The sequence below is a fragment of the Rhodococcus sp. M8 genome, from assembly GCF_015654185.1.
GTDB lineage: Bacteria > Actinomycetota > Actinomycetes > Mycobacteriales > Mycobacteriaceae > Rhodococcus > Rhodococcus aetherivorans.
In genome coordinates this window covers 2,149,985-2,176,982 of the sequence record NZ_CP064065.1, presented here as the reverse complement: position 1 = coordinate 2,176,982, position 26,998 = coordinate 2,149,985, and the positions used below count along the sequence as shown (strand labels likewise).

Genomic DNA, 26,998 nt, shown 5'->3' with positions numbered 1-26,998 from the left:
AGAGCGTCGTCAGCGTCCGCGGGGGCGGCGCAGACCGAGTCGCGCGGCGGACTGCCGGGGTTGCGGGGCGCGCCGGATCGCGACCCGCCGTGGCCTCAGGGCGCGGTGCTCGGCGCGCAGGGCGCGCCGCTCGGACGGCTTGATGTTCCATGTCTCCGGCCGCGCCGCCACCCAGCGCTTGGAGCGGATCGCGAACGGGATGTGCGCCAGGTACAGGCCGATGAGGACGAGCATGAGCACGTACGGGTAGGTGACCAGCGCGGCCGCCGCGACCGCCACGAGTACCAGGAGGATCACCGCGTAGCGGGGCGGCACGGACACCGACTTCATCGCCAGGGTCGGTATCTGACTGACGACGAGGGCGGCGGTGAGCAGCGTCCAGGCGGCCACGACGGGGTAGGAGTCCCACCAGCCCTCACCCCACTGGATGTGCGCGGCGACCGGCGCCAGGGCGACGAGGGCGCCGGCGGGGGACGGCACGCCGACGAAGTACTCGCGGGCGTACGCGGGCACCGTGTCGTCCTCGAGCAGGGTGTTGAACCGGGCGAGGCGCAGGACGATGCTGACCGCGTACAGCAGGGAGATGATCCAGCCGAACGGGCTGCCGTCCAGCAGCGTCACGTACAGCACGAGGGCCGGGGCCACGCCGAACGCCACCGCGTCGGACAGCGAGTCCAGCTCGGCGCCGATCTTGGTCGTGGCGTCCAGCAGGCGGGCGATGCGCCCGTCGAGGGAGTCCAGCACCGCTGCCGCGCCGATCATGCCGAGGGCGGTGCCCAGCTGGCCGTCGAGGGCGAACTTCACCGCGGACAGGCCGGCGGAGAGCGCGAGGATCGTGATGACACTCGGCAGCAGCCGCACGGCCTGCGGGCGACCGCGGCGTTTGCGTTCCGGGGCTGCCGGGGAGGCGGCGGACGGGCTCACGGCAGCTGGGCGATGACGGTCTCGGCGCCGATCGTCTTCTGCCCGCGTTCGACGAGGAGGGTGCTGCCCGGGGGCAGGTAGGTGTCGACACGGGAACCGAAGCGGATGAGGCCGTAGGTGTCGCCGATCGGCAGCGTGTCGCCCGCCTTCGCATCGCACACGATGCGGCGGGCGAGCAGCCCGGCGATCTGGACGACGGCCACGTCGGCGCCGTCGCGGGTCTCGAGGAGCATGCTGTTGCGTTCGTTGACCTCGCTGGCATCGGCGAGGTCGGCCGAGAGGAACTGCCCGGGGCGGTGCACGACCTTGGTGACGGTGCCGCCGACGGGGCTGCGCTGGACGTGCACGTCGAGCACGGACAGGAAGATGCTCACCCGCGGCCGCGGCTCGGTGCCCATCTCGAGTTCGGCGGGCGGCACCGCGGTGTCGACGAGGGCCACCTCGCCGTCCGCCGGGGCCACGACGACGCCGACCCGGTTGGGCGGCACCCGGTGGGGGTGGCGGAAGAATCCTGCGGTGGCGGCGGCCGAGACGAGGCCGGCGCGACGGACCCACTTGCGGTTGCGGCCGAGCGCCGCGACGGCGAGCGGGGCGGCGACGAAGGGGATGCCTGCCGGGTGGAGCGGTGGAATCGTCTTGCGGACCAGTTCGAGAACGTGCTCGACGCTGGTGGGCGGTGGGGTTCCGGGGGGTGTGGGCTTTCGGGCCACGGCTCCTCTTAGTGTCGCGCGGTGTGACCCGCGGGCGTGCGGCCCGCGGGCTAACACAGCCTACGCGAGGAGGGTCACCGTGCGAGGGCCGCGCCCTCGGCCTCGCTCCTGATGCGCGCGAGGGTGGCGTTCATGCCGACCACCATGTCGTCGTCGAAGGCGGTCGCGCCGCCGAGGACCTTGTCGATGAGGAACTGCGAGACCTTGCTGGTCCCGGTGGGCGCCTCCCGTCGCTGGATCACCCGGGTGCCGGTGTCGGTGGGCTCGAGGGTGAACGACCAGACGGTGCGGTTCTCGTTGACCCGGAAGCGGAGCAGGCGCCCCGGCTCGAAGGCGAGCACCTTGGCGGTGGTGGGCCACACGAGCAGGCCCTTGCGGTTGACATTGATCGTCTTGGTCCCGACGCCGACGGGTCCGCCGAGCACGGCCATCTTCCGGCACTGCGGGCTCCACTCGCCCATCCGCTTCAGGTCGGAGATCACATGCCACACCTGCTGTGGCGATGCGGCGATCTCGACGGTGGCTTCGAGGGTCTTCGACACGGGGCCTCCCTGATTCTTCGCGTAACCGCGAGTTACAAATACTGCCCGTCGATCATAGCCGAGTCTGTGACGCCTGCCACCCGGACGTGCACCACCTGCCGGCGGGGAGGGCCCGCAACGAGCCGCGGCCGGGGCGCCTCCGGTGGCCAGCGCCTTCCCGTCCGGCGAGGGTCCGGCCGAGCAGTACCAGGCCCCACGGCCCGATCACCCAGACCGGCCACGGGTACACGGCCGCGCCGACGGCGATCGACACGATCGCCCAGATCACGAGGTTGATCGTCCCGGCTGCGGCCCAGGCTCCCCACTCGATCCGCTGATGCAGGGGGAGCCGGCGGTCCGCGGTGCGGGCCGGGGCGGGCGGGGGTGCGGGTGAGGCCGGGGGTGCCGCCGGAAGGTCGCTCAGTACCCGGTGCGCCTCGTCGGTGGTGACGGACCGATACACCTCGCCGACCCGCTGGTCGAACTCGCCGATCGTGAGCCGGCCGGCGGCGAGATGCCGGCCCAGCTCGTCGACGAGCCGCTCGCGTTCGGGGTCGGAGATCCGGACACCGTTGACGTATTCCATCGCTGCCTCCTGCGGAGGGTCGAGACCACTGAGGTTCCACAGTGGAATGTCGATACCACTATGGTGGATATGCCACAGTGGAATGTCAAGCCCCGGGGAAAGGTGTCCGCCATGGTCGACCGTCCGCTCGATGCCCCCGCGGCTCGTCCGCTCGATGCCCCCGCGGCTCGTCCGCTCGATGCCCCCGCGGCTCGTCCGCTCGATGCCCCCGCGGCTCGTCCGCTCAACGCCACCGCGGCGTCGCTGCTGGGATTCCTGCACGAGGGTCCGAAGACCGGGTGGGATCTGGTGGTGACCGCGCAGGAGCGGATCGGGAAATTCTGGTCGATCACGACCAGTCAGGTGTATCGCGAACTCGCCGCCATGGAACGGGCCGGTCTCGTCGAGGCGGGCGAGGTGGGCCCGCGCGACCGCAAGCCCTTCGCGCTCACCGCCTCCGGCCGCGCCGCATTCGCCGAGTGGATCGAACGCGAACCCGGACCGGAGAACATCCGCTACCCGCTGCTGCTCACCGTCGCGTTCGGCAGGCACCTGCCGCCCGGCAGGCTGGCCGAGATGCTCGCCGTCCACCGCGCCGCGCACGAACGCCGGCTCGCCGACTACGAGCGCGCCGCCGCCGAGCACTGTGCGGACCCGTACTCGTCGGCGACCCTGGACTTCGGCATCGTCTACGAACGGGCCGTGCTCGAGTGGTTCGGCCGGGTGGCGGACACGCTGGGGCCGGCCTCGTGAACCGGAGGCGTGGGACCGTGCCCACCTGACGATCGACGCGGCTGTGGCCGGTCCCGACGATGCGGTCACCACGATCCGGCGCGAAGCCGGCCTTCTCGACCCCGATTCGGCGGCGCGCCGGCCGGTGCCGGGGACACAATCCGGATAGCGCGTATCGATCGGGAGGTGGCCGTGGCCGAGGAGGTCGTCGTCGGGGTCGGTCCCGTCTCGACGGACGAGGTCCTGCGCGTGGCGCGGTCCGGCGTGCCGGTCCGGCTCTCCGCGGACGCGCTCGCCCTCATCGGCGCGGCCCGTGCCGTGGTCGACGCGCTCGCCCGCGACCCCCGGCCCGCGTACGGCATCACCACCGGGTTCGGGGCGCTCGCCACCCGCCACATTCCCCCGGAATCGCGAATCGATCTGCAGCGCAGCGTGATCCGCTCTCACGCCGCCGGGACCGGTCCCGAGGTGGAACGGGAGGTGGTCCGCGCGATGATGCTGCTGCGCCTGTCCACCTTCGCCACCGGGCACACCGGGGTCCGCCCCGGAACCGCCACGGCCTACGCCGCGATGCTGAGCGCGGGAATCACGCCGGTGGTGCCCGAGCACGGCAGCCTCGGCTGTTCCGGGGACCTCGCGCCGCTCGCCCACGTGGCCCTCGTCCTCACCGGCGAGGGCGAGACCCGCGACGCCGCCGGCACGCTCGTGCCGGCCGCGCAGGCCCTCGCCGCGGCGGGCCTCGCGCCCGTCGTGCTCGCCGAGAAGGAAGGGCTCGCCCTCATCAACGGCACCGACGGGATGCTGGGCATGCTGGTCCTTGCCTGCCACGACCTGCGCGCCCTGCTGCGGCTCGCCGACGTCACGGCCGCGATGAGCGTCGAGGCCCTGCTCGGCACCGACCGGGTCTTCGCCGCCGACCTGCACGCCCTGCGGCCGCACCCCGGCCAGGCCGTGGCCGCCGCCAACATGACCCGGCTCCTCGCCGGCTCCGCCGTCGTGGCCAGCCACCGGACCCCGGACTGCCCGGTGGTGCAGGATGCCTACTCGCTGCGGTGTGCCCCGCAGGTCGCGGGCGCCGCGCGCGACACCCTGACCCACGCCGAGCAGGTCGCCGGACGCGAACTCGCGGCCGCGATCGACAACCCGGTCGTCACCCGCGACGGCCGGATCGAGTCGAACGGCAACTTCCACGGCGCCCCGCTGGCGTACGTCCTCGACTTCCTCGCCGTCGTCGTCGCCGACGTCGCGAACATCAGCGAGCGCCGCACCGACCGGCTGCTCGACGTGGCCCGCAGCCACGGCCTGCCGCCGTTCCTCGCCCACGATCCCGGCGTCGACAGCGGGCACATGATCGCCCAGTACACCCAGGCCGCGCTCGTCGCCGACCTCAAGCGCCTCGCCGTGCCCGCCGCCGTCGACTCGATCCCGTCGTCGGCCATGCAGGAGGACCACGTCTCGATGGGCTGGTCCGCCGCCCGCAAGCTGCGCCGCGGCCTCGCCGCGCTGACCCGTGTCCTGGCCATCGAGGCACTCACCGCGGCACGCGCACTGGACCTGCGCGCCCCGCTCACCCCGGCCCCCGGCACCGGCGCGGTGGTCGCTGCGCTCCGCCGGCACGTGGCCGGGCCCGGCCCGGACCGGCATCTCGCCCCGGAGATCGACGCCGCGGCCCGGCTCGCCGCGAGCGGAGAACTCGTCGCCGCGGCGGAATCCGCGATCGGGGCCCTGGACTGATCGTCAGCGGAGCGGGTCGAACTGCCGCGGCACCGCCGCCCGCGCACCGGTCATCGCGCCGGCCAGCAGGCGGCCGGTCAGCGGGCCCAGCGCCACGCCCCACATGCCGTGACCGCCGGCGACGAACACGCGCGCGGAGCGGGTGCCGCCGACCAGCGGCAGACCGTCCGGGGTGCAGGGACGCGAGCCCACCCACTCCTCCGCCCGGGCGGCCCAGTCGACGCCGGTCAGCAGCGGCCGCGCCGCGTCGACGATGGCCTGGATCCGCCGCGGGTCGAGCGGGGCGTCGGGCCGGCGGAACTCCATCATCCCGGCGATGCGGAACCGATCGTGCAGCGGCGTGCACGCGACCCGCTGGGCCGGGAAGTAGATCGGGTTCTTCGGCAGGTGCGCCGGGCGCACGCTGAAGCTGTAGCCGCGACCGGCCTGCACCGGCATCCGGACCCCGAACGGCCGGGCCAGGTCGTTCAGCCGGGCCCCGGTGGCCAGCACCACCGCATCCGCCGCCCGGTCCCCGCCGCCGGTGCCCACCACGCGCACGTCCCGCGGGCCGTCCCGGACCGCCTGCACCTCGAACCCGGTGACGACCTCACCGCCACGGTCGCGCACCGACTCCGCCAGCGCGGCGACGAACCGCGGCGGGTCGACGAACCGCTGCCCCCGCAGCCGGATCCCGGCCCGCACCCCGTCGCCGAGCAGCGGCTCCAGGGTGCGGATCGTGTCCCCGTCGAGCAGGTCGAAATCCACCTCGCCGCCCGCCGCGACCACCTGCCGGAACTCCTCGACGAGCACGCGACGGTCGTCCTCGGACGCGAACGCTGCCAGGAACGGATCCGCCGGGCGGGTCTGTTCGACGACACCGCCGCGGGCCAGATCGTCGTAGGCGCCCAGCGCCATCCGGTTCACCTCGGCGAACACCGCCATCGCCGCGCGCCACCGGCGGGCGGTGCAGTGCCGCGCGAATCCCGCCAGGAACCGCCACAACCGCAGGTCGACCGCGGGCGGCACGTACACCGGGGACGACGGCGTGAGCATCGAACGGATCCCGTACCGCAGCACCGCCGGCTCCGGCAGCGGCAGGGTCAGCGCGGGGGCCAGCCAGCCCGCATTGCCCCACGACGCATCGGCGGCCACCCCGGTGCGGTCGAGCACCGTGACCTCGACGTCGCGCTCCTGCAGGAACCAGGCCGCCGACAACCCGACGAAGCCCGCCCCGACGACGACCACCCGACGAATCGCCATGACGCACTCCCGATCTCGAGGTACCCCATCACCTCCATCATGGACCGTCGCCGGGCTCGGTGCCCGCGAACCGGGGGTGGTCGCCCGCCGGCCGCCCCGTGACGATCCGGTGGATCAGCCGGGCCGCCGCCCGGGCCGTGCGCCCGTCGACGTCGACGGCCGGCGCCAGCTCGGCGACGTCGACGAGCGCGAGCCTGCCGCTGCGCGCCACGACGTCGCACACGTGCTGCACCACCTCGAACGCGACGCCGCAGGCCGCCGGGGCGCTCACCCCGGGCGCCACCCAGCCGGGCAGCACATCGAGGTCGATCGTCAGGTGCACCGCGTCCACCGCGCGGACGAACTCCTCGACGAACGTCTCCACGACGGGCAGGTTCGTCGCGCGGCACTCGTCGTCCAGCAGGTACCGCACCCCGAACTCGTCCGCGGCGGCGAACAGCGCGGCCGTGTTGCTCGGCTGCGCGATGCCCAGCACCGCGTAGCGCAGCGACCTGCCCTGTTCGCGTTTGCGTTCGGCCATCTGCCGGAACGGGGTGCCCGACGTGGCGACGGGCGCCGCCCGCAGGTCGAAGTGCGCGTCCAGGTTCAGCACACCCCAGCGGGTCCCGGCCCGCGCGGCCGCGGACCCGGCCCAGCCCAGGTAGCTGCCGAAGGCCACCTCGTGCCCGCCGCCGAGCACCACCACCGCATGCCCCGCGTCGAGCAGCGCGGTGACCGCCGCGCCGAGGCGGCGCTGCCCGTCCTCGAGGGCGCCGCCGCGCACCGCGACGTCGCCCGCGTCGTGGATCGTCGCCGGCGCCGGCAGCGCCAGCGACGCCAGGGCGCGCCGCAACGCGACCGGCCCGTCCGCCGCGCCGGGCCGCCCCTGGTTGCGGCGCACGCCCTCGTCGCTGCGGAATCCGATCAGGACCTGCGCCCGCGCGGCGTCCGCGGGCAGCGGCGCCACCACGTCGTGCCAGCGCAGGTGCTCGGGACCGGGGCCGTCGTCGCGGCCTGTCCACGGCGCCGGCGGCACGTCGACCGGAATCCTCACATCCGCAGTCCTTCCTGCCAGACCTCCCGGACCAGCTGCACTCCCGGCCGGTACGCCAGGTGCAGGTACGACGGCGCGTCCAACGCGATCAGATCTGCCCGTGCGCCCTCCCGGACGACGCCGACGTCGTCCCGGCGCAACGCCGCGGCGCCCCCGGCGGTCGCCGCGTGGACCGCCTCCTCCGGGCTCATGTGCATCTCGCGCACCGCCAGCGCGATGCAGAACGGCATGCTCGTGGTGTAAGAGGTGCCGGGGTTGCAGTCGGTGGCCAGCGCGACGGTGACATCCGCGTCCAGCAGTGCCCGCGCGTCCGGATACCGGTTGCGCGTGCAGAAGTCGGCGCCCGGCAGCAGCGTCGCCACCGTGCCCGAGCCGGCGAGCGCCGCCACGTCCGCCGCCGTCGTGTAGGTGACGTGGTCCACCGATGCCGCACCGACCTCCACCGCCAGCTGCACGCCCGGCCCGGGACCGAGCTGATTGCCGTGCACCCGCGGGGTGAGGCCGTGCGCCATCCCTGCCTGCAGCACGGCCCGGCACTGGTCGGCGTCGAACGCGCCCCGCTCGCAGAACACGTCGATCCACTTCGCGTGCGGCGCGCACACGGGGACCATCTCCTCGCACACCAGCCGGACGTAGTCGTCGGGGCGGTCCGCGAACTCCGGCGGCACGGCGTGCGCGGCGAGCAGCGTCGTCTCCGGCGTGAACACCTCGGCCACCCGTAGGCAACGCAGCTCGTCGGCGACGGACTGGCCGTACCCGGACTTGCACTCGACCGTGGTCGTCCCGGACTGCCACCCCTCGGCGACGAGCCGCGACACCGTCGCCCCCAGCGCGCGATCGGTCGCCGCGCGGGTCGCCGCGATCGTCGTGGCGATGCCGCCGGCGGTGTAGGGGGCACCGGCCATGCGGGCGGCGAATTCCTCGGCGCGCTCCCCGGCGAACACGAGATGCGTATGACTGTCGACGAATCCGGGCAGCACGGCGCGACCCTGCAGGTCGTGCCGGTCCGCGGCGGCCCCCTCGGGGACCCGGTCGCGCGGCCCCACCCACCGGATCAGACCCTCGCCGACGAGCACCGCGGCGTCCACGAGCACCCCCAGCGGGCCCCGGTCGAGTTCCGGGTCGTTCGTGACGAGGCAGCCGATGTTGTCGAGCAGTGTCCAGTTCCGCCCGGGCGACACGGCGTCAGCCCTCCCGCATCGGGATGCGCAGTCCGCGGCGCGCGGCGACCTCGGCGGCACGGGGGTAGCCGGCGTCGACGTGCCGGAGGACGCCGGTGCCGGGGTCGTTCGTCAGCACCCGCTCGAGCTTGCGCGCGGCGAGGTCGGTGCCGTCGGCGATGCACACCTGCCCGGCGTGCAGCGACCGGCCGATGCCGACCCCGCCACCGTGGTGGATCGACACCCACGACGCGCCGGACGCCGTGTTGACCAGGGCGTTGAGCAGCGGCCAGTCGGCGATCGCGTCCGAACCGTCGGCCATCGCCTCGGTCTCGCGGTACGGCGAGGCCACCGACCCGGCGTCGAGGTGGTCGCGGCCGATGGCGATCGGAGCGGCGACCTCTCCGGCGGCGACCATCTCGTTGAACCTCAGCCCGGCCCGGTCCCGTTCGCCGTAGCCGAGCCAGCAGATGCGGGCCGGCAGCCCCTGGAACGGCACCGCGCGCCCGGCCAGGGTGAGCCATCGGGCGAGATGCTCGTTCTCGGGGAACAGCTCGAGGACGGCACGGTCGGTGGCCGCGATGTCCGCGGGATCTCCCGACAGCGCGACCCAGCGGAACGGCCCGCGGCCCTCCTCGAACAGCGGACGGATGTAGGCGGGTACGAAGCCGGGGAACGCGAACGCCCGGTCGAAGCCGCCCTTGCGGGCCTCGTCGCGGATGGAGTTGCCGTAGTCGAACACCTCGGCGCCGCGATCGAGGAACCCGACCATGGCCTCCACGTGCCGGGCCATCGACCGGCGGGCCTGCTCGGTGAACCACACGGGGTCCTTCGCCGCGAGGGTGTGCCAGTCCTCGACCGTCACTCCGAGCGGCAGGTAGGACAGCGGGTCGTGGGCGGAGGTCTGGTCGGTGACGATGTCGATGGGGGCCTGCAGCGCGAGCAGCGCCGGCACGACGTCGGCGGCGTTGCCGACCACCCCGATCGAGCGGGGCTCGCGCGCATCCCGTGCCGCGAGCGCCGAGGCCAGCGCCGCCTCGACGCTGTCGGCCTTGGCGTCGAGGAAACCCTGCGCGAGCCGGCGGTCGACCCGGGCCTCGTCGACCTCGACGCAGATCGCGACGCCCTCGTTCATCGTGATCGCCAGGGGCTGCGCCCCGCCCATGCCGCCGAGGCCCGCGGTCAGGGTGACGGTGCCGGCGAGGCTGCCGCCGAACCGCTTGCGGGCGACGGCCCCGAACGTCTCGTAGGTGCCCTGCAGGATGCCCTGCGAGCCGATGTAGATCCAGGATCCGGCGGTCATCTGCCCGTACATCGTCAGCCCCAGCGCCTCCAGGCGGCGGAACTCCTCCCAGTTCGCCCAGTCGCCGACCAGATTCGAGTTGGCCAGCAGCACGCGCGGTGCCCACTCGTGGGTGCGCAGCACCCCGACGGGCTTGCCGGACTGCACGAGCAGCGTCTCGTCGCCACCGAGGGTCTCGAGGGTCCGCACGATCGCGTCGAATGCGGCCCAGTTGCGGGCCGCCCGGCCGGTGCCGCCGTAGACCACCAGGTCGTCCGGCCGTTCGGCGACGTCGGGATCGAGGTTGTTCATCAGCAGGCGCAACGCGCCCTCCTGTTGCCAGCCCCGGCACCGCAGCCCGGGACCGCGCGGGGCGCGCACGGGCCGCGGGCCCGGGAGGGCGGAGGGGGTCGTTCCGGTGGTCATGGGGCCTCCTCTCGAAACCGGCGAGGCGCGCCGGCGCCGCGACTCCATCCCATGACACTGCGGCGGACCGCCCCGCGACAACCGGTCCGGGCGGATGTGTCGGATCCGAGACCGAGCGGCCGGCCGCGGCCCGCCCCGGCGGCCCCTTGGAACAGCGGGGCGGCGCGGTCGTACGATTTCGTCGAACGTTCTGCTGTCGAAGGGAACCATCCATGACCACGGGTATCGAACAGCTCGAGTTTCAGGCGGAGACGCGTCAGCTGCTGGATCTGCTGATCCATTCGGTGTATTCGAACAAGGACACCTTCCTCCGGGAACTCGTCTCCAACTCGTCGGACGCGCTGGACAAGCTCAAGCTCGAGGCGTTCCGCAACAAGGACCTGCAGGTCGACACCTCGGATCTGCACATCGAGATCGAGGTCGACAAGGAGCAGCGCACCCTCACCGTCCGCGACAACGGCATCGGCATGTCCCGGGACGAGGTGGTCGACCTGATCGGCACCCTCGCGAAGTCGGGCACTGCGGAACTGCGGCGCAAGCTGCGCGAGGCGCAGGAGTCGGCCGCGCCGGAGGAACTCATCGGCCAGTTCGGGGTCGGCTTCTACTCGACCTTCATGGTGGCCGACAAGGTGACCCTGCTGACCCGCAAGGCCGGCGAGCACGACGGCACCCGGTGGGAGTCGAGCGGCGAGTCGACCTACACGATCGAGACGGTCGAGGGCGCACCCCAGGGCACGTCGGTGACGCTGCACCTCAAGCCGGAGGACACCGAGGATCACCTGTTCGACTACACGGCCGAGTGGAAGATCAAGGAGATCGTCAAGCGCTACTCGGATTTCATCGCCTGGCCGATCCGGATGCAGGTCGAACGCACCAAGCCCGCCGAGGGGGAGGGGTCCGTCGCCGAAGTGGTCCGCGAGACGGAGACCCTGAACTCGATGAAGGCGCTGTGGGCGCGCTCGAAGGACGACGTCTCCGCGGAGGAGTACAGCGAGTTCTACAAGCACGTCAGCCACGCGTGGGACGAGCCGCTCGAGGTCGTCCCGATGAAGGCCGAGGGCACATTCGAATACCAGGCGCTGCTGTTCATCCCGTCGCAGGCGCCGTTCGACCTGTTCATGCGCGAGCGCAAGACCGGGATCCACCTCTACGTCAAGCGCGTGTTCATCATGGACGACTGCGAGGAGCTGATCCCGGAGTACCTGCGGTTCGTCAAGGGCGTGGTCGACGCCCAGGACCTGTCGCTCAACGTCTCGCGCGAGATCCTGCAGCAGGACAGGCAGATCCGCGCGATCCGCCGGCGGCTCACCAAGAAGGTGCTGTCCACGATCCAGGACATGGCGACCACCGAGAAGGAGAAGTACCGGACCTTCTGGTCGCAGTTCGGCCGGGTCCTCAAGGAGGGTCTGCTCTCGGATTTCGACAACCGCGACACCCTGCTCGCCGTGTCCTCCTTCGAGTCCACGCACAGCGAGGACTCGACGACGACGCTCGCCGAGTACGTCTCGCGGATGAAGGAAGGCCAGGACGAGATCTTCTACATGACCGGCGAGTCCCGGCAGCAGATCGAGAGCTCCCCGCACATGGAGGCCTTCCGCGCCAAGGGCTTCGAGGTGTTGCTGCTCACCGACCCGGTCGACGAGATGTGGGTGGGGTCCGTGCCCGAGTTCGAGGGCAAGCCGTTCCAGTCGATCGCCAAGGGCGAGGTGGATCTCGGTACCGAGGACGAGAAGAAGGCCGCCGAGGCCGAGCGTGAGGAGCGGGAGAAGGAGTACGCCGACCTGCTGTCGTGGCTCGGCGAGACGCTCGACGAGCACGTGAAGCAGGTGCGGCTGTCGTCGCGGCTGACCACGTCGCCCGCATGCCTCGTCGGCGACACGTTCGCCATGTCGCCCGCCCTCGAACGGATGTACCGGGCGTCGGGCCAGCCCGTCCCGCACACCAAGCGCATCCTCGAGCTCAACCCGGACCACCCGTTGGTCACGGCGCTGCGCGACGCGCGCGCCCGGCACGCCGACGACCCGACGCTCGGCGAGACCGCCGAGTTGCTGTACGGCACCGCGCTGCTCGCCGAGGGCGGCGAACTCGACGACCCGGCGGCGTTCGCCCGTCTGCTCGCCGATCGCCTCGCACGCACGCTGTAACCGCTCACCCCTTCCGGCCGAATGTCACATCGCGTCGATCGAATCGACGTGGTGTGACATTCGGTCCGTGCGTGGTGAGGGTGCGGCGACCCGATAGGCTCACACCATGGCCGGCGTGGACGGGGTGTTGTTCGATATCGAGGGCGTGATCGTGACGTCGTGGGAGCCCGTGCCGGGCGCCGCCGAGGTGCTTGCCGGGCTCCGCGAGCGTGGGGTGCATCGGGCCTTCCTGACCAACACCACGTCGCGGACCTGCGCGCAGATCGCCGAGAGCCTCACCGGGCTGGGCATGCCGGTCGAGCCCGCCGAGATCGTGACGGCCGCGTCCCTCACCGCCGAGTACCTGCGCCAGACCTACCCGGACCGGCGCTGCTGGGTGCTCAACCACGGCGACGTGGAGGCGGACCTCGAGGGCATCGTGCGCGACGAGGACGATCCCGAGGTGGTCGTGCTCGGCGGGGCCGGGCCGGAGTTCAGCCACCGCGCCCTCAGCCGCGTCGCCGAGCTCATGCTCGACGGGGTGCCGGTGGTCGCGATGCACCGCGGCTCCACGTGGCAGTCCGCGGACGGCCTGCGCATCGACACCGGCGTGTACCTGCCCGGTCTCGAGGAACTCACCGGGCAGACCGTCGTCGCGGTCGGCAAGCCGTCGATGCGGGGCTTCCTCGCCGCGGCCGAGCTGATGGGCACCGAACCGGACCGGATGGCCGTGGTGGGCGACGATCTCCACGCGGAGGTCATCCCCGGCCAGCGCCTCGGCATGACGGGAATCCTGGTGCGCACCGGCAAGTTTCGGCAGTCGGTGCTCGACCTCGCGGTCGAGCGTCCCGATCGGGTGATCGATTCGGTCGCCGCCCTGCCGGAGCTCCTCGACACGCTGTGACGCCGTCTCGCCCCGGGCGGGTGTGACCGGTACCCTCGCCGCCGGGGGAGTCGCCCCCGTCCGGGCATCCGAGCCCAGCGAGTCCCGGCCCAGCGCAGAGGAGACCTTGTTGTCCATCCGATCCATCCGTGCCGTCGTAGTCCCCCGCCGCCTCCTCCGGGCCGGTGTCGTCGCCGCTCTCGGCGTCGCGTCGGCCGCCCTGCTCGGCGTGGGTACCGCGACGGCGGCGCCGGTGACGTGCGTGTCGCCGCCGTCGGCCAACGAGATCCTGGTCTCCGACGCCGCCAGCTGCGGCGCGACGGCCGCCGAGGGCGGCACGGCCCACTCCTTCGCCTCCGAGAGCGGCACCGCGGTGTCGGCGGCGCAGACGGCCGGCGCGGCCGAGGCCCACGCGACGGGGTTCGGGACCGCCCTGAGCGGCGCCCAGAACGGTGGCCGCTCCTACGCGTACGCCCTCGGCGGCGGACTGAGCCATTCCTCGGCGCAGGGCCCGGTGACGACGGTGTCGGTCGCGGGCTGGGGATCGGGGGCGACGGCCGATCCGACCGGGGTGACCTGCGTCGGCCCGCAGTCGTTCGCCGTCAACACGGCCACCGGTCAGTGGTGCGCCGTCGGAGTCGGTTCCACGCGTCGCTGAGAACACACCGCAGCGGTCTTGCGCGACGGGGGTGGCGGGTGCTCCAGACCTTGCACTCGCCACCCTTGAGTGCTAAGAATGCTCTTGGCACTCGCAACACGTGAGTGCCAGGTCGGGACGGTGAGGCCGGGAATATCGACACCCCTGGTCGTCCGTCGCGGGCACTGCTTCCGGCCGAAGGCGTACATGGGGCGACCCGACGAGCGGTCGCCCTGCGTGTCACCCCCATATCCGGAGGATCACTTCGCAATGGCCAAGATCATCGCGTTCGACGAAGAGGCCCGTCGCGGCCTCGAGCGGGGCCTGAACAGCCTCGCCGACGCTGTCAAGGTGACGTTGGGGCCCAAGGGTCGCAACGTCGTGCTCGAGAAGAAGTGGGGCGCCCCCACGATCACCAACGATGGTGTGTCCATCGCCAAGGAGATCGAGCTCGAGGACCCGTACGAGAAGATCGGCGCCGAGCTGGTCAAGGAAGTTGCCAAGAAGACGGACGACGTCGCGGGTGACGGCACCACCACCGCCACCGTGCTCGCCCAGGCGCTGGTGCGCGAGGGTCTGCGCAACGTCGCCGCCGGTGCGAACCCCCTCGGCCTCAAGCGCGGCATCGAGAAGGCCGTCGAGGCCGTCACTGCCAAGCTGCTCGACACCGCCAAGGAGGTCGAGACCAAGGAGCAGATCGGCGCCACCGCCGGCATCTCCGCGGGCGACCCCGCGATCGGTGAGCTGATCGCCGAGGCCATCGACAAGGTGGGCAAGGAAGGCGTCATCACCGTCGAGGAGTCCAACACCTTCGGCCTGCAGCTCGAGCTGACCGAGGGCATGCGCTTCGACAAGGGCTACATCTCGCTGTACTTCGCCACCGACGCCGAGCGTCAGGAGGCCGTGCTCGAGGACGCCTACATCCTGCTCGTGTCGGGCAAGATCTCGACCGTCAAGGACCTGCTGCCGCTGCTGGAGAAGGTCATCCAGTCCGGCAAGCCGCTGGCGATCATCGCCGAGGACGTCGAGGGTGAGGCTCTGTCCACCCTGGTCGTCAACAAGATCCGTGGCACCTTCAAGTCGGTCGCCATCAAGGCCCCCGGCTTCGGTGACCGCCGCAAGGCCCAGCTCGCCGACATCGCCATCCTCACCGGTGGCGAGGTCATCAGCGAAGAGGTCGGTCTCTCCCTCGAGACCGCCGGTCTCGAGCTGCTCGGCCGTGCGCGCAAGGTCGTCGTCACCAAGGACGAGACCACCATCGTCGACGGTGCCGGCGACGCCGACGCCATCGCCGGTCGCGTGAACCAGATTCGCGCCGAGATCGAGGCGTCGGACTCGGACTACGACCGCGAGAAGCTGCAGGAGCGTCTGGCCAAGCTGGCCGGCGGCGTTGCGGTCATCAAGGCCGGTGCCGCCACCGAGGTCGAGCTCAAGGAGCGCAAGCACCGCATCGAGGATGCCGTCCGCAACGCCAAGGCTGCGGTCGAGGAGGGCATCGTCGCCGGTGGTGGCGTCGCGCTGCTGCAGGCCGCGCCGGTTCTGGACGACCTGAAGCTCGAGGGTGACGAGGCCACCGGTGCCAACATCGTCAAGGTTGCCCTCGAGGCCCCGCTGAAGCAGATCGCCTTCAACGCCGGCCTCGAGCCCGGCGTCGTCGCCGAGAAGGTCCGCAACCTGCCCGCCGGCCACGGCCTCAACGCCGCCACCGGCGAGTACGAGGACCTGCTGGCTGCCGGCATCAACGACCCGGTCAAGGTCACCCGCTCGGCGCTGCAGAACGCGGCGTCCATCGCGGCCCTGTTCCTGACCACCGAGGCTGTCGTCGCCGACAAGCCGGAGAAGGCCGCCGCTCCCGCCGGCGACCCGACCGGCGGCATGGGTGGCATGGACTTCTGATCCACGCCCGACCGTCTTCGAGGCCCGGTTCCACTTCGGTGGGGCCGGGCCTCGTGGCGTCGAGGGCTCGGCCCGGGCCGAGCGGCGGGGAGCGCAGGCCCCGGCGTGCGCGAAGTTCCGCCGGGTGCAGGAATGCCTACCGCCGCCGGGAAATCGGGGAAATGTTCCGCCGCGCCGAGTGCTGGAGTGCAGTTCGGGGCGGCCGCGCGGCGCTTCCCGGGCGGCCGGGGACGCAATTCTTTTCGTTAAACATTCCGTTTTTCCGCACTCGCAATGCGGAAATCTTCGCGTTCCGGAATTTTCCGCTCTGCACCTGCATAAATGCCGCGGAAATGCATCGAGAACAAGGCTGCATTTCCGGGGTGTGAATTGTCTCACGCCCTGAATTCGCCGGCTCGCAGCGCACAATTCGCGGGGCCCGTGCCACACTCGGAATTGTGATCGGGAACGATCCGGTCGCGTGCAGAAGCGGCGGGCCGGAAATTCCGGCCGGTCGAGAAACACGAGACAAAGGAGTCGGACAATGCTCGGATCCGTTCAGGACATTCTCAACCTCCTGCTGGAGACCTTCGGTGACTTCACCGACATCCTCGGCACGGGCAGCGCGGAGGCCGGTGAGACCACCCAGCAGGCCGTGAGCTGATCGTCGGCCCGAGAGGGAGTCGGAGGGTTTCCCTTCTCGAGCTGCCTCGATCCACAGCACTCGGCCGCAGCGGCACACGTCGTCGCTGCGGCCGAGTGCCGTCCGGGGTTTCCGGTGTGACCGGCCCGTTCCCATCGAGGGGTGATTTTTCCGATTTCTGCGTTCTCGACTCGTGACATGTTGTAACAATGGCGTCGCGGTCGCAGTTCCAGGCCGCGCATCCGTGACACCGACGAAATCAAGGAGGAGTCGCCATGGGGTCTCTCGCGGACATCATCGGCTGGGTACTCGAGAATTTCGATCTGCTGGAGGTTCTGGACTCGCTGAGCGCTGGCGACGACTAGCAGCCACCCACCACCTGGACGGAGAAGATCATGATCGGCAGCCTGCTCGACCTCATCACGCCCATCCTCGAACTGATCGCCGACCTCGGCTCCGGCAGCACGGACTAGTCCCGGGCCCGAGACCGCAGTCGAATCGCAGCCGCAGCCGCAGGATCTCCTGCCGCTGTGGCTGCGGTCGTGAGGTGTCCGGCCGGTTCACACCGCCACGGCCGCGGCGACCGCACGCTTCGCCAGCCGCGCCGCGATCGCGGCACACACCAGCAGCTGGATCTGGTGGAACAACATGAGCGGCAGGACGATCAGCCCGATCGGCTGGCCCGGGAACAGCACCGTCGCCATCGGCAGGCCCGTGGCGAGCGACTTCGTCGAGCCGCAGAACAGGATCGTCGCGCGGTCCTCGTAGGAGAAGCCCAGGCGCGGTGCGCCGAACCACGTGATCGCCAGGACCAGCGCGAGCAGCACGAGGCACACGCCCACGAGGGCGAGCAGCCGCGCGGGCGACAGGCTCGACCAGATGCCCTCGTTCATGCCGCGGCTGAACGCGACGTACACGACGAGCAGGATCGAACCGCGGTCGACGATCTTCAGCGGCCTGCCGTGGGCCTTGACCCACCCGCCGATCCAGCGGCGCACGAGCTGGCCCGCGAGGAACGGAACCAGCAGCATGAGCACGATGTCGAGCACCGCAGAGGCGCTGAACGTCACGCCCTGCGTGGTCATCGTCAGCGCGACGAGCAGGGGCGTGACGAAGATGCCGAGCAGGCTCGACGCGCTGGCGGAGACGACCGCCCCCGGGATGTTGCCCCGCGCCACCGAGACCAGCGCGATCGACGACTGCACCGTCGAGGGCAGCAGGCACAGGTAGAGGACGCCGAGATACAACGGCTCGGTCAGGACCTCCGGCACGAGGACCTTCGTCGCCAGACCGAGCAGCGGGAACACCGCGAACGTGGTGGCGAGGATCGTCAGGTGCAGGCGCCAGTGCTTGAGGCCTTCGAGGGCCTCGTGCGTGGACAGGCGAGCCCCGTAGAGGAAGAACAGCAGGCCGATGGCGATCTTCGAGGCCCACGTGACGGCGGTCAGGGCCGTGCCCTCGGCCGGCAGCAGCGCCGCGATCGCGACGGTGGCGAGGATGCCGACGAGGAAGGGGTCGAGGCGTCCGAGCACGGGGATCCTGGAGAACATGAGTCGACGCTAGGCCACCGCACGCCCATCCAGGAAACCGATCACCGCGATTACTGTCATCACGAATCGTGATTGAATACCGGGGTGTTCGATCCCGTCCACTTGCGCAGCTTCCTGGCCGTGGAACGCGCCCGCAGCTTCACGCTCGCCGCGCGACGGCTCGGCCTGCGCCAGTCCACGGTCAGTCAGCACGTCGGCAAGCTCGAGCAGGCCGCCGGCCGCCGGCTGTTCCTGCGGGACACGCACGCGGTCGATCTCACCGCCGACGGCGCAGCCATGCTGGGCTTCGCCCGGGACATCCTCGATCGGCACGACGCGGCCCGGCGGTACTTCTCGGAGTCGCCGATCAGCGGGCGGCTGCGCTTCGGGGCCTCGGAGGACCTGGTGCTGCACGAACTGCCCGCCATCCTCGCGGAGTTCCGGCGCAGTCATCCCCGGGTGGATTTCGAGCTCACCGTCGCGCTGAGCGAGGACCTGCATCGGCGCCTCGACGACGGGGACCTCGACCTGGTCTTCGGCAAGCGCCGGCCGGGGGAACGACACGGGGAGCTGATCTTCCGGGACCGGCTGGTGTTCCACGCCGCACCGGACTTCGTGGTCGAGCCCGACGGGCCGATCCCGCTGGTGACGTATCCGCCGCCGGCGCTGACCCGCGAGATCGCCCTCGACACGCTCCGGCGCGCCGGACTCGGAGCGCGCATCACCTGCACCACCGACAGCCTCAACGGCCTGCGCGCAGCCGTCCTCGCCGGGCTCGGCGTCGTGCTCCACGCTGCCCGGCTGCCGCCGGCGGGGCTCGTTCCCGTGCGCGCGGGACGACTGCCCGACGCGGGGGAGGTCGAGTTCGTGCTGCTGGCGCGGCGTTCGGTCCTCAACGAACCCGAGCGGGCACTGCGTGCCGTGATCCTCGCGAACGCCGACCGGCTCGGCCGGGACGGCTGACCGTCGTTGCGCGCGGCGTGCGCCCGTTCCGGCCGGCGGAGCGGGCGCACGCCGCGGGGGAGAGCGGTGAGCTCGTCCCTCTCACTCGGGCAGCAGCATCCACAGCGCCAGGTAGACCAGCGCCGCACCGCCTCCGGTGACGAACGCGGCGACCACCACACCGGCGCGGACGAGGTTGACGTCGATGCCGAAGTATTCGGCGAGACCGCCGCACACGCCACCGAGCATGCGCTGCGAGCGGGAACGGGCGAAGGGACGGGGACCGGGGGTGCTGTTCTCGAATGTCATGCGACAAGCGTGCCGCCGCGGGCCTGCCGGCCACATCGGGTGACGCCCCGATTCCTACCCTGATCTTTCGTCTCGGGGTTCGTCCTCAGCGGCGCTTGGCGAGCGTCTTCTTGAAGATCACCAGGGGCAGCAGCATCCGGGCGATCAGCGCGACGGCCCACACGATCACCGTCGCGAGGATCCAGGTCGCCGCGCCCCGGATCTGCAGGCCGTCGCTGACGAGCGAGGTGACGATCAGCGCCACCAGCGTCGAGATGAGCGCGCTGCTGCCCAGGAGCGCAGGGGTCTTGGTCACCGCCAGCTGACGCAGCAGGGGGTCGACGAGCATCGCGGCCACGGTGAACAGGACGACGGCGATGACGAAGGCGACGCCGTCGAGCGTCATGCCGGGCAGGACCCAGGCACCGACGAGCAGCGCCAGAGCGTTGGCGAGCAGTGCGACGACCGCGGACGCGAGCAGACGGACCATGCCAGGAGACTAGTCCCCACCGGCCGGGAGGGTGAACCGACAAGCCGACGAGGCGGGCCGGAATCCCGGCCCGCCTCGAGGCGCCGGATCGTCGGCGCGGCGCGAGAACTCGTCAGATGCAGACCACCGCCAGGCCCACGCCCCGCCAGACCTGCGTCTCGACGCGCTCGAACTCGTCCTTGTCGTGGTTGTACCGCATGTCGATCTCGGTGCGGTAGCCCCTGTCGCGCTGTTCGGTGACGTGGCAGTCGCCGGATGCCGTGCCGGCGCGGTTGACCACGCCGTACGGCACGCCCTGCGCCTCGAGCGCGGCCCGGGCGCTGTATTCGCTCATGCCGACCACGTTCGGAGCCGGCTGGGCCGCCGCCGCGGTCCCGGCGCCCAGCAACACCGACGCGGCCGCCGCGCACACGGCCGCGGTGACGGAGGTGCGCAGCAAACCCCTTCCACGGCGGGATCTTTCGGGAACGGAGTGGGAACTGCTCGTGGTGGATGTCATGCCTTTCAGCGTGCCGACCGGCGGGCCGGCTCCACATCGGGTGACGCCCCGATCCCTACCCTGATCTTTCGTCTCGGGGTTCGCGCGCCGTGTGCTCCGTAGGATCTGTGCATGGCCGGACCGACGCGTGTGGCGCTCGCCCTGGGCAGCGGGGGTGCCCGCGGCTACGCCCACATCGGCGTGATCGAGGTGCTCGAGGAACGCGGCTTCGACATCACCGGGGTGGCGGGCTCGTCCATGGGCGCGCTCGTCGGCGGGCTGTACGCGGCGGGCAAGCTCGACGACTACACCCGCTGGGCGACGTCGTTGACCCAGCTCGACGTGCTGCGCCTGCTCGACGTGTCGCTGTCCGCGCCGGGCGCCATCCACGCCGAGAAGATCCTCGACAAGGTGCGCGAGATCCTCGGCGACACCCCCATCGAGGGGCTGCGGATCCCGTATACGGCGGTCGCGACGGACCTGGCCGCCGGTCGGTCCGTGTGGTTCCAGCGCGGCCCCGTCGACGTGGCGATCCGCGCCTCCATCGCGATCCCCGGCGTGATCACCCCGTACGTGCTCAACGGGCGGGTGCTCGCGGACGGCGGAATCCTCGATCCGCTGCCACTCGCCCCGATCCTCGCCGCCGGTGCCGACGTCACCATCGGTGTCAGCCTCGGGGCGGAGGAGCGCGACGTCGAGGGCGGCGCCCCGGCCCACGCGAGTGCGGAGCCGCGACCGGTCGACGAGTGGATCGGCCGCTTCCGCCGCAGCGCCGCGCAACTGCTCGAGCGCGACGTCGTCCGCTCGGTGGTCGGTCGCTTCGGCAGCGGGCAGGTGGCACGCAGCGATGCCGTGGAGGACGTGGCGCCCGAGGAGACCGAGGTCGTCGACGATCCGGTACCGGTCCCGAAGCTCAGCCGCTTCGAGGTGATGAACCGTTCGCTCGATCTGATGCAGTCGGCCCTCGCCCGGTATCAGCTCGCCGGGTACCCGCCGGACGTGCTCATCCGCGTCCCTCGCAAGTCGGGACGCAGCCTCGACTTCCACCGTGCGGCCGAGATGATCGCGCTCGGCCGCAGCCTCACGGAGTCCGCCCTCGACGCCGCGGGGCTCGGCGTCGCGCCGGTCGCCGAACCGGCTGACCCGGACACCGGAACCGCCTAGGCTGAGCCGGTGGAGACCGTACCGATCCAGCTGCCGGGCGGCACGACGACGCCGGTCCGCCTGTTTCCCGGTCCGGAACACCCGGCCCGCATCGACGCGCCACGGCCCGTGGTGGTGATCCTGCCCGGCCTCGGGATCCCGGCGGGCTACTACGAGCCCGTCGCCGAGGCGCTCACCGGGCACGGGTTCGACGCCGCGCTCTGCGAGCTGCCCGGGCAGGGCGACAGCCGCCCCCGTCCCGGACCCGACAGCGACTACGGCTACCAGGAACTGGTGGCCGTCGACCTGCCGGCGATGTTCGAGGTGGTGCACGAACGGTTCCTCGACTCCACCCCGTACCTCCTGGGGCATTCGATGGGCGGTCAGCTCGGGGTGCTCTATGCCTCCCGCAATCCCGGACGCCTCGGCGGGCTGATCCTCGTCGCCGCGGGCACCCCCTACTACCGTCACCACGCGGGCATCCGCGGGCCGGGTCTGCTCCTCGGGTCCGCGGCGATGTCGATCACCGCGAGCGTGGCCGGGTTCTGGCCCGGCGATCGGCTCGACGTCGCCGGTTTCGGCCGCCAGTCCCGGCTGCTCATCTCGGACTGGGCGCGCCTGGCCCGCAGCGGACGTTTCGAGCCCCGCGGCGCCGACGTCGACTACGAGCGGCGGCTGGCCGAGCTGAGCCTGCCGGTCCTGTCGGTCACCGTCGAGGGCGACGACATGACGCCCGTCCCCGCCGCCCGGCACCTGCTCGAGAAGATGCCCGCCGCGGACGTGACGACGTGGCACCAGTCCCGGCCGCTGGGGCACAACGGGTGGATCCGCGACAACACGGACACCGTCGACCGCATCGCCGCCTGGTTGAAGGACCGGTGAGCGCGGCCTCCTACCGGGACAGCATGCGCTCGAGGAACGTGAACGTCAGTGCCGCCTTGAACGCGGCCTGGGCGTTGTCCGCGGCACCGCCGTGCCCGCCCTCGATGTTCTCGTAGTACCAGACCTCGTGCCCCTGTTCCTCGAGCCGGGCCACCATCTTCCGGGCGTGACCGGGATGCACCCGGTCGTCCCGGGTCGAGGTGGTGATCAGGATCGGCGGGTACGCCGCGTCCGGGTCGGTGTTCTGGTACGGCGAGTACTCGCGCAGGAAGGCCCACTCGTCGGGGTCGTCGGGGTCGCCGTACTCGGCCATCCACGACGCCCCGGCGAGCAGCAGGTGATACCGCTTCATGTCCAGCAGCGGCACCTGGCACACGATCGTCCCGAACAGTTCGGGGTAGCGGGTGAGCATCACGCCCATGAGCAGACCGCCGTTGCTGCCGCCCTGGATGCCGAGCCGGTCGGCGGTGGTGATGCCGCGCGCGACCAGATCCCGCGCCACCGCGGCGAAGTCCTCGAACACCCGGGGCCGGTTCTCCTTCAGCGCCTGGGTGTGCCACTGCGGCCCGTACTCTCCGCCGCCGCGGATGTTGGCGATCACGTAGGTGTACCCGCGTTCGAGCCACGCCAGGCCCACGCCGCCGCTGTACGCCGGCACCATCGAGTTCTCGAATCCGCCGTAGCCGTACAGCAGGGTCGGCGCCGGGGACGAGGTGTTGCGGCCCACCACGAAGTACGGAACCTGGGTTCCGTCGTCCGAGGTGGCGAAATACTGTGTGACGGTCACGTTCTCGGCGTCGAAGAACGCCGGGGCCTGCTTGATCGACTCCAGCGGGCTGCCGACCGTGCCGGACAGCAGCGTCGCGGGCACGGTGAAACCGCTGGAGTTGAGGAAGAATTCGTCGCTCTCGAGCGGGTCGACGTCGATCACGGAGGTGGAGGTCGCGGCCGGCACGTCCTCGAGGGGCCGATCGGTCCACCCGTCCGCTGCCGGGGTGAGCATCCGCACCTCGGTCTGCACGTCGCGCAGCGCGACCACCAGCAGGTGGTTCCGCGTCCAGGCGTACTGTTCCAGCGAGGTGTGCGCGTCCGGGGCGAACAGCACCGTCATCTCGCGCGACCCGGCCAGGAACTCGGGGTAGTTCGCGGCCAGCAGGGTGCCCGCCGGATGTCCGAGCCACGGCGACCGGGTCCTGATCAGCAGGTGGTCGCGGTACACGGAGACCTTCGCGTCGTCCGGGGCCTCGATCCGGACGAGCTCCCCGTCGGGCCGCAACTCGAAACGGTGCGACGTGTAGAAGTCGATCGCGCGCTCGACGAAACTGCGCTCGAAGCCGGGGGTGCGGTCGTACCAGGCGGAGACGGCGACGTCGGACTTGTCGCCCTCGTACACCGTTTCGGCCGCGGACAGCGGGGTACCGCGGCGCCAGCGCTTGGCCAGGCGCGGATATCCGGAGTCGGTGAGCGAGCCGTCGCCGAAATCGGTGCCGACGTACACGGTGTCCGCATCGATCCAGCCGATGTCGGTCTTCGCCTCCGGCACCGTGAAACTGTCCGGCCCGTCGACGAACTTCCGTGATTCCACATCGAACTCGCGGATCACGGTGGCGTCGGCGCCGCCGCGCGACAGGCCGATCAGGGCCCGGGACTGGTCGGGCCGCAGCACCTGCGCGCCCGACCACACCCAGTTCTCGCCCTCCGCCTCGGCGACCGCATCGAGGTCGACCAGCACGTCCCAGTCCGGGGCGTCGCGCAGGTACTGCTCCATGGTGGTGCGCCGCCACAGACCGCGCACGTGCCGAGCGTCGCGCCAGTAGTTGTACAGGTACTCGCCCCGACGCCGCGCGTACGGAATGCGCGCGTCGGTGTCGAGGACCTCCCGGATCCGGGACTGCAGCGTCTCGAACGCCTCGGTGCGGGTGTACTCGTCGACGGTGCGGTCGTTGTGCGCGCGCACCCACCCGAGTTGCTCGTCGCCGGTGACGTCCTCGAGCCAGAGGTACGGGTCGTTCGTGTCGTCGGTCATCTGGTGTTCGGCGCGGATACTCCCTCGTGCACGGGGGAGAGAAAGCGCCGTCCTCCTCTCGAGGGGTGTGAGGGTGTCGGGGAAACCTGTCGGTGGGTCCGGTTGGCGTGCCCGGTATGGGGGTCGAGGTGGTGCGCTACAACTACCGGTTGCGGCCGGGCAGTATCGCCGAACATGCACTGATGCAGGAGTGGCATCGTTGCCGATTCCTGTGGAACGAGGCGGTGCACCAACACAAGGCCGGTGGCAGGCCTACGTTCGGGAAGCTGGCCAAGCAGTTGACCGAAGCGCGGAAACGCTCGTCGTGGTTGCGGGACGGTTCCCAGGTGGCGCAGCAGCAGACGCTGCGAACCTACGCACAAGCGTTGGAGGCATCCTTCACGGTGCAAGGGCGTGGCCGCCCCAGAGGCAAGTCGCGGAAGACGACGTCGCCGTCGCTCGAGTACACCCGGCGCGGCTTCCGGATCCGGGACGGGCGGTTGGTGCTCGCCAAGGGTGTCAGCATCCCGGTGGTGTGGTCGCGGGAGTTGCCGTCGGAGCCGTCGAGTGTGCGCATCACCCGCGATTCGTTGGGGCACTGGTACGCCTCGTTCGTGGTGACCCGCGAGGTGGAACCGGCACCGGGAGCCCCGGGCGGTTCCGGGATCGGTGTGGATTGGGGTGTGGCCCGGACCGCGACGACCACCGACGAGAGATTCGACCTGTCCTACGGTGGGCATCGGAAACGCTGCGCGGCGGAGCCGGCGAAAGCCCAACGGAAGATGGCGCGCCGCCGCGGGAAGGGCCACCCGCCGTCGAAGGGCTACCGGCGCGCCCGCCCACACGTGGCGAAGATCGTGACGAAGGCCGCGCGCCGGAACCGGCACGAGGCGCGGGTGTGGGCGAAACGTGTGGTCGACAACCATGAGTTGATTGCGGTGGAGGATTTCCGGCCGCGGTTTCTGGCGAGGTCGACGATGGCTCGTCAGGCCGCGGACGCGGCGATCGGGTCGGCGAAACGGGAGTTGATCGAGCGGGGCAGGCGGGCCGGCCGGAAGGTGGTGATGGTGCGGCCCGCGTACACGACCACGACGTGTTCGAGGTGTTTCGCGAGAACCAAGCAGCGTCTCGAACTCGCAGAACGGATCTTCCGGTGCCAGGGCTGCGGCTATATCGCATGCCGGGACCGGAACGCTGCCAGAGTGGTTCCGGCTGTGGCGGAGCGTGGCCACACCGGTGTCGACGACGTCAGTCAATCGGATCACCTCCTTCGGGTCGGTGCTGCGGTTGCGGTCTGAGCTGGGAATCTCCTGCCTTCAGGCAGGAGAGGCGTTGAGGGCAATTGTTACCCATCCGGCCCCGGGCGACCCGGTGGGGACCGCGGCGCGCGACGCAAACGCCGCACCCGCCACACTGGCGGCATGCAGCTCCACCCCTCCGACGCCCAGCGGGACTGGCTCGACGACCGCGTCCGCAGCGACCAGTTCCTGCTGTTCTGCTTCGAGGGGCCGGCCGGCGACCCCGACCGTCTGGTAGCGGAGCTGCGGCGACGGGCGTCGGCCGTCGTCGAGCTGCGGCTGCACGCCGTGGCGGTGCCGGGCGATCTGGACTATCCGTACTTGGCGACCGGGCCCGTCGGCGCCGACCGGTTCGTCGTGCACCGGCTGCCGGATCCGTCCTGGCCGGGCGTGCAGGAGGCCCTCGGTGAGCTGCTCACCGACCGGCTCGACATCCGGGCCTCGCCGTGGCGGCTGCACCTGGTGCCCGGCGTGACGGGGGCACCGCGTTGCGCCGCGGCCGCAACCGTTGTCGTGCTGCAGGTTTCGCACGCCTTCGCGGACGGGACTCGCGCGTCCGCCCTGGCCCGGGCGTTGCTGTCCGGCACCGCCCCCGCCGGCGACGGGGCCCCGGCCGGGCCGGAGGCGCCGGCGGTGCCGGTGATGCTGCTGCGGGCCGCGGCCCGGGTGCCGCTCCAGCTGGGCTCGCTGCTGGTGACGGGGGCACGCGCGGGTCGCGCCGAACGGGAACTGGCCGATCCGGCCGTCCCGCCGCCGACCCCGGGCTGCCCGCCGAGCGCCGTGAACACCGATCCCGGCCCGCGGCGTGCCGTGCGGACGATCGTGTGCCCGGCGACGGACCTGCGCACGGTGGGGACCGTGACCGTCGGTGCGCTGACCGCGATCGGGTCCGCGCTCGCCGAGTTCCTCGGCGACTTCCCGGCCGACCGGCTCGGCGCGGAGGTGCCCGTCTCCCTCGCCGGAAACGGGTTGTCGCGCAATGCCTACCGCAGCACCGGCGTCCGGCTGTTCGCGCACGTGTGCGATCCCCGTGAACGCGCCGCGGCCATCGCGGACGACCTGGCGCAGCGGCGGCGACGGATCACGCATCCGGCCATGGATCTGCGGGATCGTCCGCTCGCGCACGTCCCGGCCCCGCTGCTGCGGTTCGGGCTCGCCCGCGCCGACTTCGGCGCGGTGCCGCGGACCGTCACCGGCACTACGGTCGTGTCGAGCGTGTACCGCGGCGCCGGCGATCTGGTGCTCGGTGGCGCCGTCGTGCGCTTCACCGCCGGGTTCCCGGGCCTGTCGCCCGTCATGGGACTGACCCACGGCGTGCACGGGATCGGCGACGTGGTCACGCTGTCGGTCACGACCAGTCCGCAGGTGCTCGAGCCCGGGGAACTGGACCGGTACGAGACCGTGCTGCGTGCCGCCGTCGCGCAGGTGGCGCGCGCGTAGGGAAGGTGTGCCC

General features: G+C 71.5%; 24 protein-coding genes. 11 read left to right on the top strand and 13 right to left on the bottom strand.

The features are described from left to right. Positions 1–9 precede the first annotated feature (9 nt). The 4 genes from ISO16_RS09725 to ISO16_RS09710 form a co-directional block, all read right to left on the bottom strand. On the bottom strand, positions 10–924 hold the full coding sequence (locus ISO16_RS09725; protein WP_006932417.1) for a CDP-alcohol phosphatidyltransferase family protein: 915 nt from the start codon (positions 922–924) through the stop codon (positions 10–12). Continuing rightward, positions 921–1,634 (bottom strand): phosphatidylserine decarboxylase, encoded by a 714-nt coding sequence (locus ISO16_RS09720; RefSeq protein ID WP_006932415.1) that lies wholly within the window; start codon positions 1,632–1,634, stop codon positions 921–923. Before ISO16_RS09720 ends, ISO16_RS09725 begins: the two co-directional genes overlap by 4 nt. Positions 1,635–1,708: 74 nt before the next feature. Then, complete coding sequence (locus ISO16_RS09715) at positions 1,709–2,176, bottom strand: SRPBCC family protein (protein ID WP_072635838.1); 468 nt, start codon at positions 2,174–2,176, stop codon at positions 1,709–1,711. A 52-nt stretch (positions 2,177–2,228) separates the two neighbouring features. Further along, on the bottom strand, positions 2,229–2,741 hold the full coding sequence (locus ISO16_RS09710) for a DUF1707 SHOCT-like domain-containing protein (protein ID WP_072635837.1): 513 nt from the start codon (positions 2,739–2,741) through the stop codon (positions 2,229–2,231). Positions 2,742–2,852: 111 nt separating this feature from the next. Between ISO16_RS09710 and ISO16_RS09705 the strand changes: the two genes are divergently transcribed. Further along, the gene (locus tag ISO16_RS09705) at positions 2,853–3,473 is read left to right on the top strand and encodes a PadR family transcriptional regulator (protein ID WP_230304507.1); all 621 of its coding nucleotides are present in this window, start codon (positions 2,853–2,855) and stop codon (positions 3,471–3,473) included. Between the two features lie 165 nt (positions 3,474–3,638). Further along, the gene (gene hutH, locus ISO16_RS09700; RefSeq protein ID WP_050035665.1) at positions 3,639–5,186 is read left to right on the top strand and encodes a histidine ammonia-lyase; all 1,548 of its coding nucleotides are present in this window, start codon (positions 3,639–3,641) and stop codon (positions 5,184–5,186) included. Positions 5,187–5,189: 3 nt separating this feature from the next. On the opposite strand, the gene ISO16_RS09695 is transcribed toward hutH, so the two are convergent. Genes ISO16_RS09695 through hutU form a run of 4 tightly spaced genes read right to left on the bottom strand, consistent with a single transcriptional unit; the run spans position 5,190 to position 10,329 of the window. Then, a complete protein-coding gene (locus ISO16_RS09695) occupies positions 5,190–6,428 on the bottom strand; it encodes an NAD(P)/FAD-dependent oxidoreductase (RefSeq protein WP_072635836.1) in 1,239 nt (412 codons plus the stop codon). Between the two features lie 37 nt (positions 6,429–6,465). Continuing rightward, on the bottom strand, positions 6,466–7,461 hold the full coding sequence (gene hutG / locus ISO16_RS09690; RefSeq protein ID WP_072635835.1) for a formimidoylglutamase: 996 nt from the start codon (positions 7,459–7,461) through the stop codon (positions 6,466–6,468). Beyond that, a complete protein-coding gene (gene hutI, locus ISO16_RS09685) occupies positions 7,458–8,642 on the bottom strand; it encodes an imidazolonepropionase (protein WP_072635834.1) in 1,185 nt (394 codons plus the stop codon). The genes hutG and hutI overlap by 4 nt, the downstream gene beginning before the upstream one ends. Before the next feature lie 4 nt (positions 8,643–8,646). Beyond that, entirely contained in the window at positions 8,647–10,329 is a 1,683-nt protein-coding gene (gene hutU / locus ISO16_RS09680; protein ID WP_072635833.1) for a urocanate hydratase, read from the bottom strand. A gap of 212 nt (positions 10,330–10,541) precedes the next feature. Between hutU and htpG the strand changes: the two genes are divergently transcribed. From htpG to groL, 4 genes are all read left to right on the top strand, one after another. Further along, a complete protein-coding gene (gene htpG / locus ISO16_RS09675; RefSeq protein WP_072635832.1) occupies positions 10,542–12,473 on the top strand; it encodes a molecular chaperone HtpG in 1,932 nt (643 codons plus the stop codon). A 106-nt stretch (positions 12,474–12,579) separates the two neighbouring features. Further along, positions 12,580–13,356 (top strand): HAD-IIA family hydrolase, encoded by a 777-nt coding sequence (locus ISO16_RS09670; RefSeq protein WP_006932403.1) that lies wholly within the window; start codon positions 12,580–12,582, stop codon positions 13,354–13,356. A gap of 109 nt (positions 13,357–13,465) precedes the next feature. Beyond that, positions 13,466–13,993 carry a DUF6764 family protein gene (locus tag ISO16_RS09665; RefSeq protein WP_006932398.1) on the top strand — a complete coding sequence of 176 codons (528 nt, stop codon included), beginning with the start codon at positions 13,466–13,468 and terminating at the stop codon, positions 13,991–13,993. Between the two features lie 249 nt (positions 13,994–14,242). After that, positions 14,243–15,868: a chaperonin GroEL gene (gene groL, locus ISO16_RS09660; protein ID WP_006932397.1), complete on the top strand. Its 1,626-nt coding sequence runs from the start codon at positions 14,243–14,245 to the stop codon at positions 15,866–15,868. A 1,182-nt stretch (positions 15,869–17,050) separates the two neighbouring features. Here groL and ISO16_RS09655 read toward each other — a convergent pair. Next, on the bottom strand, positions 17,051–18,040 hold the full coding sequence (locus tag ISO16_RS09655) for a bile acid:sodium symporter family protein (protein ID WP_072635831.1): 990 nt from the start codon (positions 18,038–18,040) through the stop codon (positions 17,051–17,053). Positions 18,041–18,124: 84 nt separating this feature from the next. Here ISO16_RS09655 and ISO16_RS09650 point away from each other — a divergent pair, with 84 nt between their 5' ends. Then, a complete protein-coding gene (locus tag ISO16_RS09650) occupies positions 18,125–18,982 on the top strand; it encodes a LysR family transcriptional regulator (RefSeq protein WP_072635830.1) in 858 nt (285 codons plus the stop codon). Between the two features lie 81 nt (positions 18,983–19,063). Here the strand turns inward: ISO16_RS09650 and ISO16_RS09645 are convergent, their stop codons facing one another. The 3 genes from ISO16_RS09645 to ISO16_RS09635 all read right to left on the bottom strand — a co-directional run bounded on the left by ISO16_RS09645 (position 19,064) and on the right by ISO16_RS09635 (position 20,175). After that, entirely contained in the window at positions 19,064–19,270 is a 207-nt protein-coding gene (locus tag ISO16_RS09645; RefSeq protein ID WP_029545293.1) for a PspC domain-containing protein, read from the bottom strand. Positions 19,271–19,355: 85 nt separating this feature from the next. Continuing rightward, positions 19,356–19,739 (bottom strand): phage holin family protein, encoded by a 384-nt coding sequence (locus ISO16_RS09640; RefSeq protein WP_029545290.1) that lies wholly within the window; start codon positions 19,737–19,739, stop codon positions 19,356–19,358. 112 nt (positions 19,740–19,851) lie between these two features. After that, positions 19,852–20,175, bottom strand: a complete 324-nt coding sequence (locus ISO16_RS09635; RefSeq protein ID WP_072635855.1) for a PASTA domain-containing protein — start codon at positions 20,173–20,175, stop codon at positions 19,852–19,854. Positions 20,176–20,349: 174 nt separating this feature from the next. On the opposite strand from ISO16_RS09635, the gene ISO16_RS09630 reads away from it, so the two are divergent. Next, complete coding sequence (locus ISO16_RS09630; protein ID WP_029545286.1) at positions 20,350–21,381, top strand: patatin-like phospholipase family protein; 1,032 nt, start codon at positions 20,350–20,352, stop codon at positions 21,379–21,381. A 9-nt stretch (positions 21,382–21,390) separates the two neighbouring features. Further along, positions 21,391–22,242 carry an alpha/beta hydrolase family protein gene (locus tag ISO16_RS09625; protein WP_072635829.1) on the top strand — a complete coding sequence of 284 codons (852 nt, stop codon included), beginning with the start codon at positions 21,391–21,393 and terminating at the stop codon, positions 22,240–22,242. 10 nt (positions 22,243–22,252) lie between these two features. Here ISO16_RS09625 and ISO16_RS09620 read toward each other — a convergent pair whose 3' ends face one another. Next, on the bottom strand, positions 22,253–24,268 hold the full coding sequence (locus tag ISO16_RS09620) for a prolyl oligopeptidase family serine peptidase (RefSeq protein WP_072635828.1): 2,016 nt from the start codon (positions 24,266–24,268) through the stop codon (positions 22,253–22,255). A 116-nt stretch (positions 24,269–24,384) separates the two neighbouring features. On the opposite strand from ISO16_RS09620, the gene ISO16_RS09615 reads away from it, so the two are divergent. Beyond that, positions 24,385–25,545 carry an RNA-guided endonuclease InsQ/TnpB family protein gene (locus tag ISO16_RS09615; RefSeq protein ID WP_072635827.1) on the top strand — a complete coding sequence of 387 codons (1,161 nt, stop codon included), beginning with the start codon at positions 24,385–24,387 and terminating at the stop codon, positions 25,543–25,545. Between the two features lie 123 nt (positions 25,546–25,668). Then, positions 25,669–26,985: a wax ester/triacylglycerol synthase domain-containing protein gene (locus ISO16_RS09610; RefSeq protein ID WP_072635826.1), complete on the top strand. Its 1,317-nt coding sequence runs from the start codon at positions 25,669–25,671 to the stop codon at positions 26,983–26,985. Positions 26,986–26,998: the final 13 nt, after the last annotated feature.